Genomic DNA, 16,250 nt, shown 5'->3' on the forward strand with positions numbered 1-16,250 from the left:
GGTGCCGTCCGCCGCTTTCGTTGCGGACCGTCCGCGGAGCGTAGAGGATACTTGTTTTTGCACTCGGTTTGTATTATCTTTGTTGCAATGAAAAACGAGAGTACGCAAGAGCGATTGATATTGGTTACCAACGACGACGGCTACGGTTCGAAGGGGATTCGGGCGGCTGTCGAGGTGGCGCGGCGTTTCGGCCGTGTGGTGGTCGTGGCGCCGGAGTGCATGCAGAGCGGAATGAGTCAGGCGATCACGATGTTCAACCCCCTTTACCTGCGGCGCGTGTCGCAGGAGGAGGGCGTGGAGGTCTACGCCTTTTCCGGTACGCCGGTGGACTGCGTGAAGATGGCGTTCGATTACCTGCTCAAGGACCGGTGCGTAGATTTGGTGATTTCGGGCGTGAACCACGGTTCGAATTCCGCCGTCAACGTGCTCTATTCGGGCACGATGGGGGCTGCGATCGAAGGCAGTTTCTACGGCTGCCCCTCGGTCGGACTGTCGGTTACGGATCACAGCCCGGATGCCGATTTCGAAGGGGCGGTGTACTACGGCGAACGGATCGTGCGGGCGGTGTTGGAGACGGATCTCGAACGTCCGCTCTGCCTGAACGTGAACATCCCGATGGGCGAGCCGCGCGAGATTCGCGGCGTGCGCGTCTGCCGCCAGAACCGCGGTTATTGGCGCGAGGAGTTCTTCCGCCACGAAGACCCGCACGGCCGCGAGTATTTCTGGCTGTCGGGAGCCTTCGTGAACCACGAGCCCGAAGCGACCGACACGGACGAGTGGGCGCTCGACCACGGATATGTGTCGGTGGTTCCGGTGCAGGTCGATCTGACGGATTACGCCCGCATGCCCTCGCTCCGCAGGGCGCTCATGAGCGAATGACGGGTGCGTCCCGCGGCTTCGGGACGCTGCTTTTCTTCGCGTCCGGCAGCGAAGCACGCGCGGAGGCGGAAAAGGCGGGGCGACGGAATGGAGGGGGGAGGAGCGCGCGTTTTATAATTGGAATCTATGGTGATAAAAATATTGCTTATCGTAGCGATCGCAATCCAGACGGTTGCGACCGTCTATGCGCTCAAACTGGTGCGGACCACCAAATACAACTCGGTGTGGATCCTCTTCATCGCGGGTTTCTCGCTGCTCTCGGTCGAACGGGTGATTCAGTTCATGCTGGTCAGCGGACAGTCCGTGCCTCCTGCGACGTTCGCCTATCTGGGCGTGGTGATCTCGGTCTGTCTTTCGATCGGCGTGATGTACGCTCACAAACTCTTCAAATACATCGGGCGGCTCAACCGGCAGCGTCAGCTGCTCAACAAGCGCATCCTGACGGCCGTGCTGCGGACCGAGGAGAAGTCGCGTTCGCGTTTCTCGAAGGAGCTGCACGACGGACTGGGGCCGTTGCTTTCGTCGGCCCGCATGTCGCTTTCGGCGCTGGCCCGCGACGGCCAGAACCCCGAACAACAGGAGATCATCGCCAATACGACCTATGTGATCGACGAGGCCATCCGGTCGCTCCGCGAGATTTCGAACAACCTTTCGCCCCATGTGCTGAGCGATTTCGGTCTGGCGCGCGGCGTGCAGAACTTCATTTCGAAGAGCGCGGCGATGCACGACGTGAAGATACGCTTCACGACCAACCTGCGCGGTGAACGTTACGATCCGGACGTGGAGGTGATCGTCTACCGCGTGATCTGCGAGCTGATCAACAACTCGCTCAAACATGCGGCCTGCTCGGAGATCAACCTTTCGCTGTCGCTCAGCGGCGGGACGCTCGCGCTCGACTATTCGGACAACGGACGCGGGTTCAATCCGCAGGCTATGATGGACTGCGGCATGGGGCTCTCGAACATCGCTTCGCGCATCAATTCGCTGGGCGGGACGCTCGACATCACCAGCTCGAAAGGACGGGGCATGCGTGCGGCGATCCGCGTGAATACGCGGCCCGAACCGGCGGCCAAGTCTTCGAACCGTAAAAACAGACATGCAGATGGAGGAGTGTAAAATCGTGCTCGTGGACGACCATTCGCTGTTCCGCAACGGACTCAAAGGACTGCTCGACCGCTGCGAAGGGTATCGCGTGGTGGGCGAAGCGGCCAGCGGCGAGGAGTTTCTGGCGATGCTGCCCCGGACGGAGGCCGACGTGGTTTTCATGGACATCGCCATGCCGGGCATCAACGGCGACGAGACGACCGAACGGGCTTTGCAGTTGCGACCGGACCTGCGGGTGATTACGCTCTCGATGTTCGGCGACGAGAACTATTATACGCGCATGGTGGAGGCGGGGGCCAAAGGCTTTCTGTTGAAAGATTCCGATATCGAGGACGTGATCCGTGCCATCGAAGCCGTGCGCGGCGGCGGCAGCTATTTCAGCGCTTCGCTGCTCGCCTCGCTGGCGAACCGGATGCGTACGCGCGAAAGTACGCCGATGGACCCGCTTTCGACCCGCGAGACGGAGATACTGGTCGCCGTATGCCGGGGGCTTTCGAATCAGGAGATCGCCGACGAACTCTTCATTTCGAAACGGACGGTGGACAAGCACCGTGCGAACATCCTCGAAAAGACGGGGTGCAAGAATACGGCCAGTCTGGTCGTGTATGCCATCCGCCACGGGATCGTGGAGATCTGACCGCCCGTATGCAGGCCCTCCGCGTACATGCTCTGCCGGGGACCTGCCGGGGCCCCGGGGCTGGGACGTATGCTTCCTCCTCTTGGGATCGGAGAGAGCGCCTGTCCGTATATGCTTCCGTATGCGGAGAGCGATTGAGAAAAAGATGCGAACCGTCAAGTCGTTCGTCGCCGGCAGCCTCGCGACGGTCGTATCGCCGGCCGCAACGGCTGCATGTCGTCCGCTTCGATCCGTTACAGCAGCGGTGCGAAAAGCCGCATGAGCGACTCGGCGAATCGCCGCGAACGCGGGCGTCGGAACCAGCGGGCCGGCACGACATGACGGCAGCGGGCGTAGTCGTCGAGATAGACGGCCGACATGCGGGCGTTGAAGTCCGCGTCGTAGACGAAAGCATTGATTTCGAAGTTGTGCTCGAAACTCCGGAAGTCCATGTTCGCCGAGCCTACGACCGTGAGGGTGTCGTCCACGATGAGCAGTTTCGAGTGGAGGAATCCCGGAGTATAGAAACTCACCTTGACGCCTGCGCGGATCACGGCGTCGAGGAACGAGTGGGAGGCCAGTCCCACGATCTTCGAATCGCTGCGGGCGGGCAGCATCAGCCGCACTTCCACACCGCCGAGCGCCGCCGTTTGGAGTGCTGTCTGGAGCCCTTCGGTGGGCAGAAAGTAGGGCGTCTCGATCCAGATGCGCTGCTTGGCATTGGCGAAGACGTAGCTGATGCCCTGCAGCAGGACGCGCCACTGGCCGAACGGTCCGTTCGGGACCACCTGCATGATGTCGGCAGTGTAGGATTCGGCCCGCGGATAGTATTTTTCGGAGTTGACCTGCCGTTTCGTGGTGGCCGACCAGTCGCTCAGGAACGAGGCCTGCAACCCCTGCACGGCGCTGCCTTCGAGTTTGAAATGGGTGTCGCGCCAGCAGCCCCACGCGGTGCCCAGCACATAGCGGTCGGCGATGTTCATCCCGCCGAAAAATCCCACACGTCCGTCGATCACGACGATCTTGCGGTGGTTGCGGTAGTTGACCTTGCTCGTGAGCAGCGGGAAACGCACGTGCAGGAACGAGTAGACCTCGATGCCGGCGGCGCGCATCTCGTCGAAAAAGGCGCGTTTCACGCTGCTGCATCCCACGTCGTCGTAGAGAATGCGCACCTTGACCCCCTCGCGGGCCTTGGCGATGAGGGCCTGCCGGAGTCGGCGGCCCGTGGTATCGTCGCAGAAGATGTAGTATTGGAGGTGGATGTGGTGCCGTGCGCGGGCGATCTCCTCGTAGAGCGCCTGCATCTTGGAGGCGCCGTCCGTGTAGGGGGTGATGCGGCTGCCGTAGAAGGGAGCCGCATGGATCGTATGCTGCATCAGGCGCGAGAGAGGCAGAAAATTTTCCGGAATGCGCGGCGCGGCCGCCGGATCTTGGCCCGGGTAGGTCGTAACGCGGCGGCGCGTGCGGTGCGAAATGATCTTTTCCTTGCTGAGGTTCTGTCCGAAAAAGAAATAGAAGACGATACCTACCACCGGAGCGAAAAGCAGGATCAGAATCCACGGGGTCGTCTTCAGCGGGTTGCGGTTGTCGGTGATGACCACGAGGATGATGCCGATCGTCGTGGCGGCGTAGAGACCGAACAGCAGGTATGTCAGAATCTGAGGCATGCGCGCGCTCCGGCGGGGCTTCTATTCGGCGGTTGCGGGACGCTCCGCGTCGGGGAAACGCACCATGTAGAGCAGGTGCTCCACGCCGCGCAGGAAGTTCCGTTTGTTGAGCTTGGGCGAGTAGACGTAGCAGTCGAGCGTGAAGACGCGGTTTGAGGCTTCGTCCACGGTGGTGAAGCTCACGAACGGACCGCCCATGAAGTCGCCCGCGACATCCCAGAAACCGCGCATCTCGGTCCACGTGCGTCCTTCGAGGCTGAACATTCTCAGATCGGGCATGAAAGCTTCGGAGGTGGTCATGTACGAACCGTCGGAGGGACCCGGAATGCGGCCGACGAACTTGTTGCGCGCGGCGAGCAGCGCACCGCGCGAGAGCGATTCGGGGCCGGTGTAGGGATAAGTGTAGATGCAGAAGCCTTGGCTGGCGGTGGGATATTCGTACCGGGCCCAGAGGAAATCGTTCTCGGACTTGGCCAGCACGTAGCCTTTCGGCACGTTCATCCGTACGCCGAAAGTCTCTTCGATCGCCTGCGCGACGTGTTTTTCGCTGTATCGGGCGGCGTAGTCGACGGCGCGGTCGCGCTCGGTCTTTTCGAGCACGTAGACGAGTTCCCGGCCGTGAGCGGCGAGGTATTGCAGCAGCGCGGCGTCCGAGGGGCCTTTGAGCGTGAGTACGATCTGGGGTGCGGCGCGCCAGTCGTATTCGGCCGTGATGCTCGTCCGCTCCTCCGGAACCGAGGGGTCGATCTCGACTTTGAGGATGTTGCGGTGGCGGGTGGCCATGTTCGTGAAGCCGCGCGGCAGGATGCGCAGCAGATCGAACGAAGGTTCGATCTGGTTGACGTATTCCACCGGTGCGCCGAGCAGGCCCCGCAGCGTCTCGCCTACCGGACCGTCCCACTGCTGCGGCGCGCAGACTACGATGAGTTCGTAGGGTTTGCCCAGCGAAGTGTTGGCATTCCGGTCGGAGAGGGTGCGGAATGCGTCGCAGGCCGCCAGACTGACGAGCACGGCGGCGGCGAGGATCAGACGGAAGGAGCGTTTCATAACGGACGGAAGTTGATTATCTATGCAAATATAATTAAAATCCACTGCATGAGGTGGCCGGAGGCGGATTTTTTTCGCCGCGTTGCGAAAAATCGTTACTTTTGTCTCCGGAAAGTACGACCATGAGACTCAAACCGCCGAAAATCATACGCCGCCTAATGCCCGATCTGATCTGGGAAATCGACGACCGGGAAGGAGTTTTTCTCACCTTCGACGACGGACCGACGCCCGGCATCACGGAGTGGATTCTCTCGACGCTCGACAAGTACGGTGCCAAAGCCACCTTCTTCGTGTTGGGCAAGAATGTCGAGATGTATCCCGACCTCTATCGCCGGATCGTGGATGCGGGGCACAAGGTGGGCAACCACACCTATTCGCACCAGAAGGGGTGGGGCATGAGTCTCGAACGCTACACGGAGGATGTGGATTTTGCGAACGACCTGATCCGCAGCGATCTGTTCCGTCCGCCCTATGCGCGTATCACGCCTGCGCAGGCGCGTTTTCTGGGGCAGCGCTACAAACTGGTGATGTGGGACATCATCTCGCGCGACTACAACCGCAACCTCTCGCCGCGCACCTGTCTGCGGAACGTTACGAAGTATCTCGGCCCGGGCAGCATCGTGGTTTTCCACGACAGCGAAAAATCGTTCCGCAACATGCGGTACGCCCTGCCGCGGACGCTCGAAAAGATCCGGTCGATGGGGCTCAGGTGCAAGGCTATCGAACTGTGAGCGGCGGTCGTGCCGTGCGGCGTCCGCGCCCTTCGGGCCGTGCGGAATGTGCGGCGGACGAAATTGTGTACGGGAAATTGCGCTTTGTGATTTTTTTTCTAACTTTGCGTCTTCGGAACGAAACGATAATAACCTACCAAATATGGCAACGACAGCAGACATCAAGATCGGCATGTGCATCGAACTGGACGGCAAAACCTTCCAGATCATAGATTTCCAGCATGTGAAGCCGGGCAAAGGCCCCGCTTTCGTGCGTACCAAACTCAAGAATCTCGAAAACGGCCGCGTGCTCGACAATACCTTCTCGGCAGGCGCCAAGATCGAACCCGTGCGTGTGGAGCGCCGTCCCTACCAGTTCACCTACGAGGACGATCTGGGCATGCACTTCATGCACACCGAAACCTTCGAGGAGATCAACATCGACAAGAATCTCATCAACAACTACGATCTGATGGCCGACGGTCAGGTGGTCGAGGTGATGTTCCACACCGAGAAAGAGACGGTCCTCTCGGCCGAGCTGCCCCCGATCGTGGACATGGAGGTTACCTATACCGAACCGGGCATCAAGGGCGACACGGCTTCGACCAACTCGCTCAAACCCGCGACGGTCAACACGGGTGCGACGGTGCGCGTGCCCCTGTTCATCAACACGGGCGACAAGATCCGTGTCGATACCCGTACGCGCGAGTATTACGAGCGCATCAAGTAGTCGTTCCGGCGGATGCCGGAGGAGAGAGGCTGCCTGACAAGCCCCCCCCCAAAAAAAAATCGGGAATCGCCCCTGCCGGATCGAACTCCGGCAGGGGCGATCGCGTTAAACGGCGACACGGCGTCGGACGGTTTGGACGGCGTCTCGTACTTTGCGCATCCGGAGCGCACTACTCGAAGCGGATGAAGTCGTTTTCGGGCGTGAGGCAGAAGGGGCAGTAGTAGTCGCAGTAGCTCGCGGGGAAAAGATTGCCGCACAACGGGCAGACGGCGTATCCGGCGTGATCGGGGTGCAGGATGAAACATTCGAGCAGTTCGATCTGCCGCATTTCGCCGCCGGCGATGCGGATCAGCACCCGTGCGGCATAGCGGTTGCCCGATTCCAGCGCTTCGCCGATCGCACGGCGGTAGAAGGGGTAGTGATGCCGTTCGTCGCCGAGCGCTTGGGAGAGGTTCGCGCCGGTTTTGCTGCGGAAGACGATGACATGCTGCGGCGCGCGATAGTGCGCGCCCAGCCGGCGCACGGCATCGGCGCAGTTCATTTCGTGTATCTGCTCCGAGCGGGCGAGCGCGCGGAAGAGACGTTCGGCGTCGTGTTTGTGTTCTGCCGCGGCGGCATCGGCGAAACGCATGTAGCGGGCTGCCATCGCATGTTTGTATCCGCCCAGTTCGTCGAGGTCCGCCGTTTGGTCCGCCCAGCGTTCGGCGGTTTGGGGTGCATGTTTGCGGTCCAGCGAGTTGGTGAACCAGATCAGCAACCCGCCGGAGAGCAGCAACACGAAAATAACCGGCACACGCATTTTCATACATGTGCCGGTCCGTGCATAATCGGTGCCGAAAATTACAGGCGGGCTTTGATCGCTTTCGATGCCTCTTCGTATCCGGGCTTGTCGAGCAGGGCGAACATATTTTTTTTGTAGGCTTCCACGCCGGGCTGGTCGAAGGGGTTGACCCCCAGCAGATAACCGCTGATGCCGCAAGCCTTCTCGAAGAAGTAGACGAGCGCTCCGAGGGCATAAGCGTCGATTCGCGGAATTTCGATGCGGATGTTCGGCACGCCGCCGTCCACGTGGGCCAGCTGCACGCCCAGTTCGGCCATGCGGTTGACTTCCGAGATGCGTTTGCCCGCGAGGAAGTTGAGCCCGTCGAGATTCTCCGCGTCCTTCTCGATCACGAGCCTGTGCCGGGGCTCGGCTACCGACAGGATCGTTTCGAACAGGGTGCGTTCGCCCTCCTGAATGTACTGTCCCATCGAGTGCAGGTCGGCCGTGTAGGTTACGCTCGCGGGGAAGATGCCCCGGCCCTGCTTGCCTTCGCTTTCGCCGTAGAGCTGTTTCCACCACTCGTTGAGGTATTGCAGTTTCGGCTCGTAGGAGCCGAGGATTTCGATTTTCCGCCCTTCGGCGTAGAGCCGGTTGCGCACGGCGGCGTAGACGGCGGAGGGGTTCTCGGCGAAGGGGACGCCGGGTGCCGTGGCGCGCTCCATGGCCTGTGCGCCGCGGACCAGCTCCGCGATGTCGATGCCTGCCGCCGCGAGCGGCAGCAGCCCCACGGGGGTCAGCACCGAGTAGCGTCCGCCGACGTCGTCGGGGATGACGAACGTGGGGTAGCCTTCGTTCGTTGCGAGGGTTTTCAGTGCACCGCGCGCCTTGTCCGTGATGGCTACGATCCGCTCGGCGGCCTCCTGCTTGCCGTAGCGTCGTTCGATCTCGGCTTTCAGCAGCCGGAAGGCGATGGCCGGTTCGGTCGTGGTGCCCGATTTGGAGATCACGATCGCTGCGATCGAATACTCGGCGAGGGCATCGAGCAGTTCGCAGGTGTAATCTTCCGAAATGTTCTGTCCGGCGAAGAGGAGGATCGGCCCGCTCTGTTTGCGGCGGAGCAGCCTGAACGGGTCGCTCAGGGCTTCGAGCAGCGCTTTCGCGCCGAGGTAGGAGCCGCCGATGCCGATGCAGACGATCGCCTCGGCCTTCGCGCGGAGTTTCGCCGCCGCGGCTTCGAGGGCCGCGAGCTCCTCCGCCGCGATCGACGACGGCAGACCGACCCAGCCCAGAAAATCGCTTCCCGCCCCCTGCTTCGTGTGGAGCAGTTCGTTGGCTTTCGATGCCTTCTCCTGCATGTCGGGCGTGAGTTCTGCGCCCGATTTCGAAATGTCCAGTTTGATGGTCTCTTGCATAACTTAACTAACTTTAACCTTGTGTTTTTTCTTATATCAGTTTCGATGTGAGTTCTTTCATGGATTTGCGGGCCGATGCCCCTCGGTAGAGCACGTCGTAGACCATCTCGGCGATGGGCATCGGGACGTTGTGGCGCATGTTGATGTGGCGGACGGTGTCGGCGGCGAAGTAGCCTTCGGCCACCTGCGTCATCTCGTTGAGGGCCGAGCGGACCGATACCCCGTGTCCGATGAGAAGTCCGAGGCGCCGGTTGCGGCTGTACACCGAGTAGCAGGTTACGAGCAGGTCGCCCAGATAGGCCGAAGCCTGCGTGTCGCGCTCGGCCGGATAGCTCTCCCGGAGGAACCGCGAAAGCTCCATCGCGCTGTTCGAGATCAGCACGGCGAGGAAGTTGTCGCCGTAGCCCAATCCCACGGCGATGCCCACCGCGAGCGCATAGATGTTTTTCAGAATGGAGGCGTATTCGATCCCGTAGAGGTCGGTCGAGTAGCTCAGGGCGATGTATTTCGTCGAGAGCTTGGCGCCCAGCAGCCGGGCGTTCTCCATGTCGCAGCATCCCACCGTGAGGTACGAGAGGCGTTCGAGCGAGACCTCCTCGGCGTGCGAGGGCCCCGAGACGATGCCGAACTGTTTGTAGGTGAGCCCGTAGCGTTCGCAGACATACTCCGCGACGGTCTGGTATTCGCCCGGGACGATGCCTTTGATCGCCGAGACGACGAACTTGTCGGACAGCGGGGTCGTGAGCGGTGCGAGAAACTCCTTGAGATAGGCCGACGGAGTGGCCAGAATCACGATGTCGGCAGCGGAGACCACGGCGTCGAGATCGTCGGAGGGGGCGATGCATGCGGGGTCGAACTCCACGTCGGCGAGGTAGCGGGGGTTGCGCCCTTCGGTGCGCAGCGATTCGAGCACCTCGGGGTTGCGGACATACCAGCCCACGCGGGCTTCGTTCTCGGCGAGCACTTTCACGAGCGCCGTGGCCCAGCTCCCGTAGCCGATGACCGCGCAGCGGGCGTCTTTCCCGATTTTGTATTCCGTCATAGGATGTATGGATTTGAAATACAAATGTAGCCAAAAAAATTAAAACGAATGATAAAAATATCCCTATCTTTTTGTTACCTTTGTCCGAATCTTACTCCCTTCGGCGGAGCGGGGACGCGCCACGGAGACGGGCGGATGCCTATCGTGCTCGCAATGTGGAAGATCAGTTGGAATAAAGAGACGATAATTCGGTATGGGACTTTTTTCATTGACGCAGGAGTTGGCCATAGACCTCGGTACGGCCAACACGCTTATAATCTATAACGGGAAGGTCGTGGTGGACGAACCGTCGATCGTGGCGCTCGACGTGCATTCGGGCAAACTGGTGGCCATCGGCCAGCAGGCGCGGCAGATGCACGAGAAGACCAATCCCAACATCAAGACGATCCGTCCGCTGAAGGACGGCGTGATCGCCGACTTCAACGCCACGGAGCTGATGCTGCGCGGAATGATCAAGAAGGTGAAGACTTCGGGAAGCCTCTTTTCTCCGTCGCTGAGGATGGTGATCTGCATCCCGTCGGGTTCGACCAACGTCGAAATCCGCGCCGTGCGCGACTCGGCCGAACATGCCGGCGGCCGCGAGGTCTACATGATCTACGAGCCGATGGCCGCGGCGCTGGGCGCAGGGCTCGACGTCGAGGCGCCCGAGGGCAACATGGTCATAGACATCGGCGGCGGTACGACCGAGATCGCCTGCATTTCGCTGGGCGGCATCGTCTGCTCGGAGTCGATCAACATCGCGGGCGACGTTTTCACGACCGATATTCAGAGCTATGTCCGCCAGCAGCACAACATCCGTATCGGCGAACGCACGGCCGAGGCGATCAAATGTTCGATCGGCGCCGCGATCTCCGATCTGGAGCCCGAACCCGAGGATTTCGTGGTAACGGGTCCCAACATGCTCACGGCGCTGCCCCAAACGGTGTCGCTTAGTTACAGCGAAATCGCCTATGCGCTCGAAAAGTCGCTCGTCAAGATCGACGCGGCGCTGATGAAGGTGCTCGAATCCATGCCGCCGGAGCTCTACGCCGACATCGTGAAGAACGGGATCTATCTGGCGGGCGGCGGCGCCCTCATCAAGGGGCTCGACCGTCGTCTGTCCGAGAAGACGGGCATTCCGTTCCACATCGCCGAAGATCCCTTGCGGGCGATCGCCCGCGGCACGGGCATCGCCTTAAAGAACATCAACCGCTTCTCGTTCCTGATGAAATGAGGCGCACGGCGCGCGGGGAGGATTTTCGGAGTGCGCCGCAAACCGACGGGAAGAGGCCGGCGCCTCGGGTGTCCTGACGGCGGCGGGGCGCTTGAGGCGGTGAGGAGATGAGACGATGGGCTGGGACGCCGGGGCGGTTCGGACGGGATCCGGAGCGGTCCGGCGCAAGATGCGGACGACGGCGCTTTCGGCCGATTCCGTGCGATGCGAAGAGACCGTGGGGATGCAAGAAGTCGGGCCGCCGCCCCGGAGCGCGTGCCGGCCGGAACGGATGGGAGCGATGGCGGATCGGATCGGTCGGGAATGATGCCGGACGATAAGGCGGAAAATGAGAACGAGGGGCGGCGGGCGCGGCCGGCCGCGCCGATGGATGGGAACGATAGATAGAACGATTGCGGGCACGGGCGTGTCCGCAATCTTGAATGAAAGGAAGAACCGTTGTACAAACTTTTGGAGTTTATCCGAAGCACCTATGTCGTGCTGCTGTTCGTGGTGATCGAAGCCGTGGCTTTCCGTTGCTACGCGCATTCGTCCGCCTATACCGAGGCGCGGTTGCTCGCGCGCTCGAACGAGGTGGCGGGAAGCGTGCACGGCTTTTTCGCGGGTGTGAAGCACTATTTCGAACTCGGCCGCGAGAACCGTCTCCTCACGGCCCGCGTAGCGGAGTTGCAGACGTTGTTGTCCGAGTATCGGAGCGCCGAGACCGAGGCGCGTCTCGACGGCTACATGGACGGCAACGCCCATACGCAATACGAATTGACGACCGCGGCCGTGGTCTCGAACTCGATCAACAAGCAGCGCAACTTCATCGTGCTGAACCGCGGTCTGCGCGACGGCGTCGCACCCGACATGGCCGTGCTTTCGCCCGACGGCGCGATGGTCGGCTACGTCGTGGAGTGCTCGGAGCGTTACGCCGTGGCGATCTCCATCCTCAATACTTCGTTCCGTGCCAGCGGCAAGATCGCCGGGAGCGACTATTTCGGGTCGATTCTCTGGGACGGTTCGGACCCGTACCGCGTAACGATGGCCGAGCTTTCGAAATACGCCGAACCACAGGTGGGCGACGAAGTGGTTTCGACCGGTTTTTCGCAGTATTTCCCCGCCGAAATTCCGATCGGCACCATCGAACGGGTCGTGCTGAACGAAGCACGGACGGCCTATACGGTCGATGTGCGGCTGGCGGTGGACGTGTCGGGATTGGGCGATGTGATTCTCGTGCGCAACAACGACCTGCACGAGGTCGAGACGCTGCGTGCGAGCGATAAAGTCAAAGAACTGAACGAAAGGCCATGACACATCGCAGAATCCTCTATTTCGTGCTTTTCGCGGCGACGCAGCTGTTGCAGGCATTTCTGTTCAACAACCTGACGCTCAGCGTATGGTTCAATCCGCTCATATACGTCGCGTTCGTGGCTCTGCTGCCGCTCGAAACCCCGCACGGCCTCGTACTGCTCGGGGGCCTCGCGGCGGGCTTCGCGGCCGACTGGTTCATGGGCGGTGCGGGAATCAACACGATCGCCACGGTATTCGCGGCGTTCGTGCGGCCTTTCCTGCTCGCGCTGCTGTTCGAGAAGGAGAACATCCGCGAAGGGGGCATCCCTTCGTCCGAGCGGCTGGGACGATGGGGTTTCCTGCGCTATCTCGCCGTCTTCGTGCTGTTGCACCACTTCGTGTTCTTCGCGCTCGAAGCGCTTTCGTGGGCCCGTTTCGGGCAGACGTTGCTGCGGGTGGCGGTGAGCGGTACGGCTGCCGTAGCCCTCACATGGCTCGCGGCGCGGCTCTTCACCTCTAAACTCACGGTTCGCGTATGAGTGGGGAGGAGTATGTGCGGATGCGGACGTTGCAGGTCGTGGTGCTCGTCGTCTTCGGGGTGATCGCGGCGCGGCTCTGTTATCTGCAACTTTTCGATACGAAGTATGCGGAGCTGGCCAAGGCCAACGCACTGCGCCGCGAAGTGCTCTACCCGCCGCGGGGCGAGGTGTACGACCGAAACGGCGAATTTCTGGTCCAGAGCCGCGAGTGCTACGACCTGATGGTCGTCTCGCGCGACATAGACCGCCGCGGATTCGACACGGCGTTGCTCTGTTCCGTTACGGGCATCCCGCGCGAGAAGCTCGAAAAGGAGCTGCGCAATGCCGCGGCCTATCCGCGGGCACCCCGCATGATAGCGAACTATATCTCCAAGGAGGATAAACTCCGTTTCGACGAATGCAATTTCCGCGGCTTCTATACCGTCTACCGTACCGCGCGGCAGTATCCGCGCAAGGTGGGGGGCAATCTGCTGGGCTATGTAGGCGAAGTGAACTCCTCGATGCTGCGGCGCTACCCCGAATACAGACCCGGCGAATACGTCGGGGTGAGCGGCGTGGAATCGGCCTACGAATCCGAACTCCGGGGACGGAAGGGGGTGCGTATCCGGGAGATCGACACACACGGAGCGATCAAGGGCTCCTACATGAACGGCCGGTACGATACGGTGCCCGAGCCCGGGAAGTACATCGTCTGCACGATCGACGCCCGGTTGCAGCTTTTCGCCGAGGAGCTCATGCGCGGCAAGGTGGGGGCGGCCGTAGCCATCGAACCGGCGACGGGCGAGATCCTGATGATGGTCTCCTCGCCCACGTACGACCCCGACGAACTGGTGGGCCGCGAACGAGGCAACCACTACGTCGAGATGATGAACAACAAGCGCCATCCGTTGTTCAACCGGGCTGTGAGCGCGAAATATCCGCCGGGTTCGACCTTCAAACTCGTGCAGGGGTTGATCGGATTGCAGGAGGGGGTGCTCCGTCCCTCGGATCGCCATCCGTGCCGCGAGGGCTATCAGGTGGGGCGCCTCTCGATGAAGTGCCACGAGCACGCATCGCCGGTCGATCTGCGCTATGCGGTTTCGACTTCGTGCAACGCCTACTTCTGCTATGTCTTCCGCGATATTCTGGACAATCCGAAGTACGGCGGCGCGAAAAACGGCTTCGACGTGTGGAGGGAGTATGTCGAAAGTTTCGGCTTCGGCCGCAAGCTCGGTTCCGACTTTCTGAACGAAGGCAACGGCTATGTCCCCGACCGTGCGTTCTACGATCGTCGCTACCGCGGGTCGTGGAATTCGCTCACGGTGCTGTCGCTCGCCATCGGACAGGGCGAGCTGGGCTGCACGCCGTTGCAGATGGCCAACCTCGCGGCGATCGTCGCCAACCGCGGCTACTACTACATTCCGCATATCGTGAAGCGGGTCGAGGGCCGGGATTCGCTCGACCGGCGTTTCTACGAGAGGCACTACACGAAGGTTGACCCGAAATATTTCGAGCCGATCGTCGAGGGTATGTGGAGCAGCGTCAACCGGGACGGCACCTCGTGGCGGGCCCGGATCGAGGGGCAGGACGTGTGCGGCAAGACCGGTACGGCTCAGAATCCCCGCGGCCGAGACCACTCGACTTTTCTGTCGTTCGCACCGCGCAACAACCCCCGGATCGCCGTTTCGGTCTATGTCGAGAACGGAGGTTTCGGTGCTTCGGCCGCGCTGCCCATCGCCAGCCTCATCGAGGAGTACTACCTCACGGACACCGTCCGCAGACCCGAACTGGTCGAACAGGTGAAGAGCATGAACATCTATTATCCCGCGTATGACAGGTAGCCGACACAACCGGATTTTCGACGGCGTGGACCGCGCGACGGTCTTGCTCTATGTGCTCATCGTACTGGCGGGGTGCGTTTCGATCGTTTCGGCTTCGTACGAGGAAGGGGCGGCCGACCTCTTTTCGTTCTCGCATTTCTACATGAAACAGCTCGTCTGGGTGGGCGTCGCGTTCGTTACGGCGGTCGTGGTGCTGCTGCTCGACGACCGGTTCTATCATATGCTCGCCTATCCGGCCTACATCGCGGGATTGCTGCTGCTCGCAGCGGCGCTCGTGGCGGGCAAGGAGGTCAACGGCGCCAAAGCGTGGTTCGAGTTCGGCTCGTTCCGCGTGCAGCCCGTGGAGTTCGTCAAGATCGCCACGGCTCTCGCCCTCGCCCGCGTGATGAGCGAATACCACTTCTCGATTTCGCGTGCGGGCGACCTGATGAAGGTCGGTCTGGTCATTTGTCTGCCTCTGGCGATCATCGTGTTGCAGAACGATACCGGCTCGGGCATCGTGCTCGGCTCGTTCCTTTTCGTGCTCTACCGCGAGGGGCTGAACAAATGGCTTTGCATCCCCGTGCTGCTGATCGCTGCGCTCTTCATCTTTTCGTTCCTGCTCTCGCCCATGACGCTGCTCGTGGTGCTGATTCTCGTGTGCACGTTCTCGGAGGCGATGATGAACGGATTGTGGCGTTCACGGATCGTCTTTCTCGCCGCCGTGGGACTCGCCGCCGGCGTGCTCTACCTGCTCGTGGGGCTCGCGGCGCCGGGCCGGATGGATTTCTATCATGCGCTGCTCGCCGCGACGCTCGTGTCGCTCGTTTTCGTGGCGGTCTACGCCTACCGGGCGAACCTGCGCAACATCTTCATCACGATGGCGCTCTTCGTCGGGTCGATGATCTTCCTGCCCACGACCGATTACATCTTCAATTCGATGCTCAAGCAGCACCAGCGCGACCGCATCCTCAGCTTTCTGGGCATCATCAACGATCCGCTCGGCACGGATTACAACGTCAATCAGGCGAAGATCGCCATCGGTTCGGGCGGCTTGACCGGAAAGGGTTTTCTGCAAGGAACCCAGATCAAGTACGGATTCGTGCCCGAACGGCACACCGATTTCATTTTCTGTACGGTGGGCGAAGAGTGGGGATTCCTCGGGGCGATGACGGTGCTCGGGCTGCTGTGCGCGCTCATCCTGCGTCTGATGCGCATGGGCGAACGGCAGGAGGAGCCCTTCGGGCGCATCTATTGTTACAGCGTGGCGGCGATCCTGCTCTTTCATGTGCTGGTGAATGTCGGCATGACGATCGGACTGATGCCCGTGATGGGCATTCCGCTGCCCTTCATGAGCTACGGCGGTTCGTCGCTCATCGCCTTCACGATCCTCGTCTTCATCGCCGTGCGGCTCGACGCCTCGACCCGCCAGTTTACTCTGAACACCAAATATTGAC

At 61.2% G+C, this 16,250-nt stretch carries 15 protein-coding genes; 10 read left to right on the forward strand and 5 right to left on the reverse strand.

All coding sequences use genetic code 11. The annotated features are described in order from the left end of the window. Positions 1 to 87 precede the first annotated feature (87 nt). The 3 genes from surE (at position 88) to BN3659_RS07815 (ending at position 2,620) form a co-directional block, all read left to right on the forward strand. Entirely contained in the window at positions 88 to 879 is a 792-nt protein-coding gene (gene surE, locus BN3659_RS07805; protein ID WP_091535957.1) for a 5'/3'-nucleotidase SurE, read from the forward strand. A gap of 126 nt (positions 880 to 1,005) precedes the next feature. Beyond that, positions 1,006 to 1,995 (forward strand): sensor histidine kinase, encoded by a 990-nt coding sequence (locus BN3659_RS07810; protein ID WP_091535960.1) that lies wholly within the window; start codon positions 1,006 to 1,008, stop codon positions 1,993 to 1,995. Continuing rightward, on the forward strand, positions 1,982 to 2,620 hold the full coding sequence (locus tag BN3659_RS07815; RefSeq protein WP_091535961.1) for a response regulator: 639 nt from the start codon (positions 1,982 to 1,984) through the stop codon (positions 2,618 to 2,620). The genes BN3659_RS07810 and BN3659_RS07815 overlap by 14 nt, the downstream gene beginning before the upstream one ends. A 233-nt stretch (positions 2,621 to 2,853) precedes the next feature. Here the strand turns inward: BN3659_RS07815 and cls are convergent, their stop codons facing one another. Together cls and BN3659_RS07825 are read right to left on the reverse strand one after the other, a co-directional pair. Continuing rightward, the gene (gene cls, locus BN3659_RS07820) at positions 2,854 to 4,266 is read right to left on the reverse strand and encodes a cardiolipin synthase (protein WP_091535965.1); all 1,413 of its coding nucleotides are present in this window, start codon (positions 4,264 to 4,266) and stop codon (positions 2,854 to 2,856) included. 21 nt (positions 4,267 to 4,287) lie between these two features. Continuing rightward, positions 4,288 to 5,313 carry a DUF4837 family protein gene (locus BN3659_RS07825; protein WP_091535967.1) on the reverse strand — a complete coding sequence of 342 codons (1,026 nt, stop codon included), beginning with the start codon at positions 5,311 to 5,313 and terminating at the stop codon, positions 4,288 to 4,290. Positions 5,314 to 5,471: 158 nt separating this feature from the next. Between BN3659_RS07825 and BN3659_RS07830 the strand changes: the two genes are divergently transcribed. Both BN3659_RS07830 and efp read left to right on the forward strand, forming a co-directional pair. Then, on the forward strand, positions 5,472 to 6,044 hold the full coding sequence (locus BN3659_RS07830) for a polysaccharide deacetylase family protein (protein ID WP_091535970.1): 573 nt from the start codon (positions 5,472 to 5,474) through the stop codon (positions 6,042 to 6,044). 142 nt (positions 6,045 to 6,186) lie between these two features. Further along, positions 6,187 to 6,753: an elongation factor P gene (efp, locus tag BN3659_RS07835; protein WP_091535971.1), complete on the forward strand. Its 567-nt coding sequence runs from the start codon at positions 6,187 to 6,189 to the stop codon at positions 6,751 to 6,753. 169 nt (positions 6,754 to 6,922) lie between these two features. Here the strand turns inward: efp and BN3659_RS07840 are convergent, their stop codons facing one another. Genes BN3659_RS07840 through BN3659_RS07850 form a run of 3 tightly spaced genes read right to left on the reverse strand, consistent with a single transcriptional unit; the run spans position 6,923 to position 9,970 of the window. Beyond that, positions 6,923 to 7,558: a rubrerythrin family protein gene (locus BN3659_RS07840; RefSeq protein ID WP_091535974.1), complete on the reverse strand. Its 636-nt coding sequence runs from the start codon at positions 7,556 to 7,558 to the stop codon at positions 6,923 to 6,925. Positions 7,559 to 7,593: 35 nt separating this feature from the next. Then, positions 7,594 to 8,928 (reverse strand): glucose-6-phosphate isomerase, encoded by a 1,335-nt coding sequence (locus tag BN3659_RS07845; RefSeq protein WP_091535976.1) that lies wholly within the window; start codon positions 8,926 to 8,928, stop codon positions 7,594 to 7,596. Positions 8,929 to 8,959: 31 nt separating this feature from the next. Then, positions 8,960 to 9,970, reverse strand: a complete 1,011-nt coding sequence (locus BN3659_RS07850; protein ID WP_091535979.1) for an NAD(P)H-dependent glycerol-3-phosphate dehydrogenase — start codon at positions 9,968 to 9,970, stop codon at positions 8,960 to 8,962. A 193-nt stretch (positions 9,971 to 10,163) separates the two neighbouring features. On the opposite strand from BN3659_RS07850, the gene BN3659_RS07855 reads away from it, so the two are divergent. The 5 genes from BN3659_RS07855 to rodA all read left to right on the forward strand — a co-directional run bounded on the left by BN3659_RS07855 (position 10,164) and on the right by rodA (position 16,249). Continuing rightward, positions 10,164 to 11,183 carry a rod shape-determining protein gene (locus BN3659_RS07855; RefSeq protein ID WP_091535981.1) on the forward strand — a complete coding sequence of 340 codons (1,020 nt, stop codon included), beginning with the start codon at positions 10,164 to 10,166 and terminating at the stop codon, positions 11,181 to 11,183. Positions 11,184 to 11,633: 450 nt separating this feature from the next. Continuing rightward, positions 11,634 to 12,476 (forward strand): rod shape-determining protein MreC, encoded by an 843-nt coding sequence (gene mreC / locus BN3659_RS07860; RefSeq protein ID WP_317041652.1) that lies wholly within the window; start codon positions 11,634 to 11,636, stop codon positions 12,474 to 12,476. Continuing rightward, positions 12,473 to 12,994, forward strand: coding sequence for a rod shape-determining protein MreD (locus BN3659_RS07865; protein WP_091535986.1), 522 nt, complete (start codon positions 12,473 to 12,475; stop codon positions 12,992 to 12,994). The genes mreC and BN3659_RS07865 overlap by 4 nt, the downstream gene beginning before the upstream one ends. Next, on the forward strand, positions 12,991 to 14,814 hold the full coding sequence (gene mrdA, locus BN3659_RS07870; protein ID WP_091535989.1) for a penicillin-binding protein 2: 1,824 nt from the start codon (positions 12,991 to 12,993) through the stop codon (positions 14,812 to 14,814). Before BN3659_RS07865 ends, mrdA begins: the two co-directional genes overlap by 4 nt. Beyond that, positions 14,804 to 16,249 (forward strand): rod shape-determining protein RodA, encoded by a 1,446-nt coding sequence (gene rodA / locus BN3659_RS07875; RefSeq protein WP_091535990.1) that lies wholly within the window; start codon positions 14,804 to 14,806, stop codon positions 16,247 to 16,249. The genes mrdA and rodA overlap by 11 nt, the downstream gene beginning before the upstream one ends. Position 16,250: the final 1 nt, after the last annotated feature.

The sequence above is a fragment of the Alistipes sp. CHKCI003 genome (genome assembly GCF_900021155.1).
GTDB lineage: Bacteria > Bacteroidota > Bacteroidia > Bacteroidales > Rikenellaceae > Alistipes > Alistipes excrementavium.